The following is a 1,840-nucleotide window of genomic DNA, read 5'->3' on the forward strand; positions in this document are numbered from 1 at the left end:
GTTTGCATCCACGGTGGCGGTGATTGGGTGTTCATCACCGTTACTGTCGGTAATAACAATGTTTATAACCGTGCCTGTAGGCTCTGTTGAGGTACCACTAACAACTGGGGTGCTGTCGTTGCCTAAACCCAGTGCATCAACGGTGACAACCGGTGTAATGGTATCCACATTACCACTGCTGTTTGCGGTACTCTCGTTGCCTGCGGCATCGGTAATGCTGGCAACAACGCTAAAGTCACCTTGTGCAAGGGCTGTCGATACTTCGATTGCCCAGTGACCATCGCTGCCTACAACAGTGCTAAGGGTTTGATTGATGCCTTCGCTATCGGTGATGGTGAGTGTGACTGTCCCACCAATCTCATTACTGGTGCCCTGAAGCTCTGGTGTTAAATCGCTGACATCACCCACGTTTTGAATGGTGAGTAGTGGCGCTTGCGTGTCGATAGTGGTGGTGTCACTCACTGTAGTTTCGTTGCCAACACTGTCGCGTACACTCACTTCAATCGTGCTTTCGCCTTCGCTCAGCGGTGTGGTTGGAGTGGCACTCCAATTGCCATCCGCACCCACAAGCGCAGTGATAGTTTGTGGGTTGCCTGCGCTATCAGTAACCACGATAGTCACTTGTGCCCCCTCGCCCGCATCACTTGTGCCGCTTATGATTGGTGTATTGCTGTCGCTTTGTGCTGCAACATCAACAGTGAGTGTCGGCGGTGTATTATCAAAGTCATCTGAGCTAATTGTACGGGTATTACCTGCGGCATCGGTCGCTGTTGCGATCACTGAGCCAACATCAAGTAAAGATACATCCAACCCGACTAATGACCAGTTGCCATCCGCATCCGTTGTAGTGGTATATGTTGCACCAATACCACCGTTAACAAGTTGCTCGGTAATAGTAATTTCACTGCCAATGGGCAAGTCAGACGTACCGCTTAGGGTAATTAATAAACCAAGTTCAAACGTTGGTGTAAAGGCAAGTGCTGGCGGGGNCTTCGCCACTGTCCGTGCCGGTGCCTGTGTTGCCTGCAGCATCAGTGATGCTGGCGCTGATATTGTAATTACCTTCAGCTAATGTACCTGTTGGTGTCGCACTCCAGTTACCATTAGCATCGGTTTGTACATCAATGCTTTGAGTGGTATTTGCTGCATCTGTAAACGTAACCGTGATGGTGCTGTTAGGTGCATCACTAGTCCCTGTCACTGTAGGCGTGCTGTCGTTCGTTAATACTGGCGCATCTACGGTAATGCTTGGTGCGGTGGTATCAATGTTACCGCTGCCAGTGATGTCTGTGCTGTTGCCCGCGACATCGCTAATAGCCGCCTCAATGCTGTAAGGCCCTTCAGCTAATGCAGTCGGTACTTCTACTGAGAAGTTGCCATCAGCATCAACCGTGGTGGTGAACGTTTGTGTATTGCCTTGATCGTCCACTACGGTGAAGTTAATAACCGTGCCTTCAACCGCATCACTGGTGCCGCTTAAGGTTGGGGTTACGTCGTTACTTGAGCCTGGGCTGGTAAGTACAAGGGTCGGTGCAATGGTATCTATTTCACCAGCGCCTGTGGCGGNTTGCCTGCCACATCTTCAACACTCGCGCTTACGGTGTATGCACCTTCTGCAAGTGCTACCGGTACAGGAATTGACCACGTACCATTAGCAAGCACGGTGGCATTTATTGTTTGCGCTGCGCCGTTGCTGTCGGTGACAACAATGGTTACTTCACTGCCTTGCGGTGCATCGCTGGTACCTGCAATCGTTGGCGTGGTGTCGTTGCCTAAACCGTTGTCGGTGATAACAAGGCTTGGTGCGGTTAAGTCAATCTCGCCTGTTTCGGTGGCGCTG

Annotated in this window: 3 protein-coding genes; all 3 read right to left on the reverse strand. The window is 51.1% G+C overall.

The genetic code is table 11. The features are described 5' to 3' along the window. Nucleotides 1-999, reverse strand: a 999-nt coding sequence (locus L654_RS1000000127105) for an Ig-like domain-containing protein (protein ID WP_225305799.1), incomplete at its 3' end; no start/stop codon positions are given. Next, nucleotides 956-1,546 carry an Ig-like domain-containing protein gene (locus L654_RS1000000127110; RefSeq protein WP_225305801.1) on the reverse strand — a complete coding sequence of 197 codons (591 nt, stop codon included), beginning with the start codon at nucleotides 1,544-1,546 and terminating at the stop codon, nucleotides 956-958. The genes L654_RS1000000127110 and L654_RS1000000127105, both read right to left, overlap by 44 nt. Continuing rightward, nucleotides 1,543-1,840 (reverse strand): Ig-like domain-containing protein (locus tag L654_RS1000000127115; RefSeq protein ID WP_225305800.1); only part of this gene is annotated, 298 nt, incomplete at its 5' end. The genes L654_RS1000000127110 and L654_RS1000000127115, both read right to left, overlap by 4 nt.

It is taken from the genome of Pseudoalteromonas sp. TAB23 (genome assembly GCF_000498075.1).
GTDB classification, from domain to species: domain Bacteria; phylum Pseudomonadota; class Gammaproteobacteria; order Enterobacterales; family Alteromonadaceae; genus Pseudoalteromonas; species Pseudoalteromonas arctica.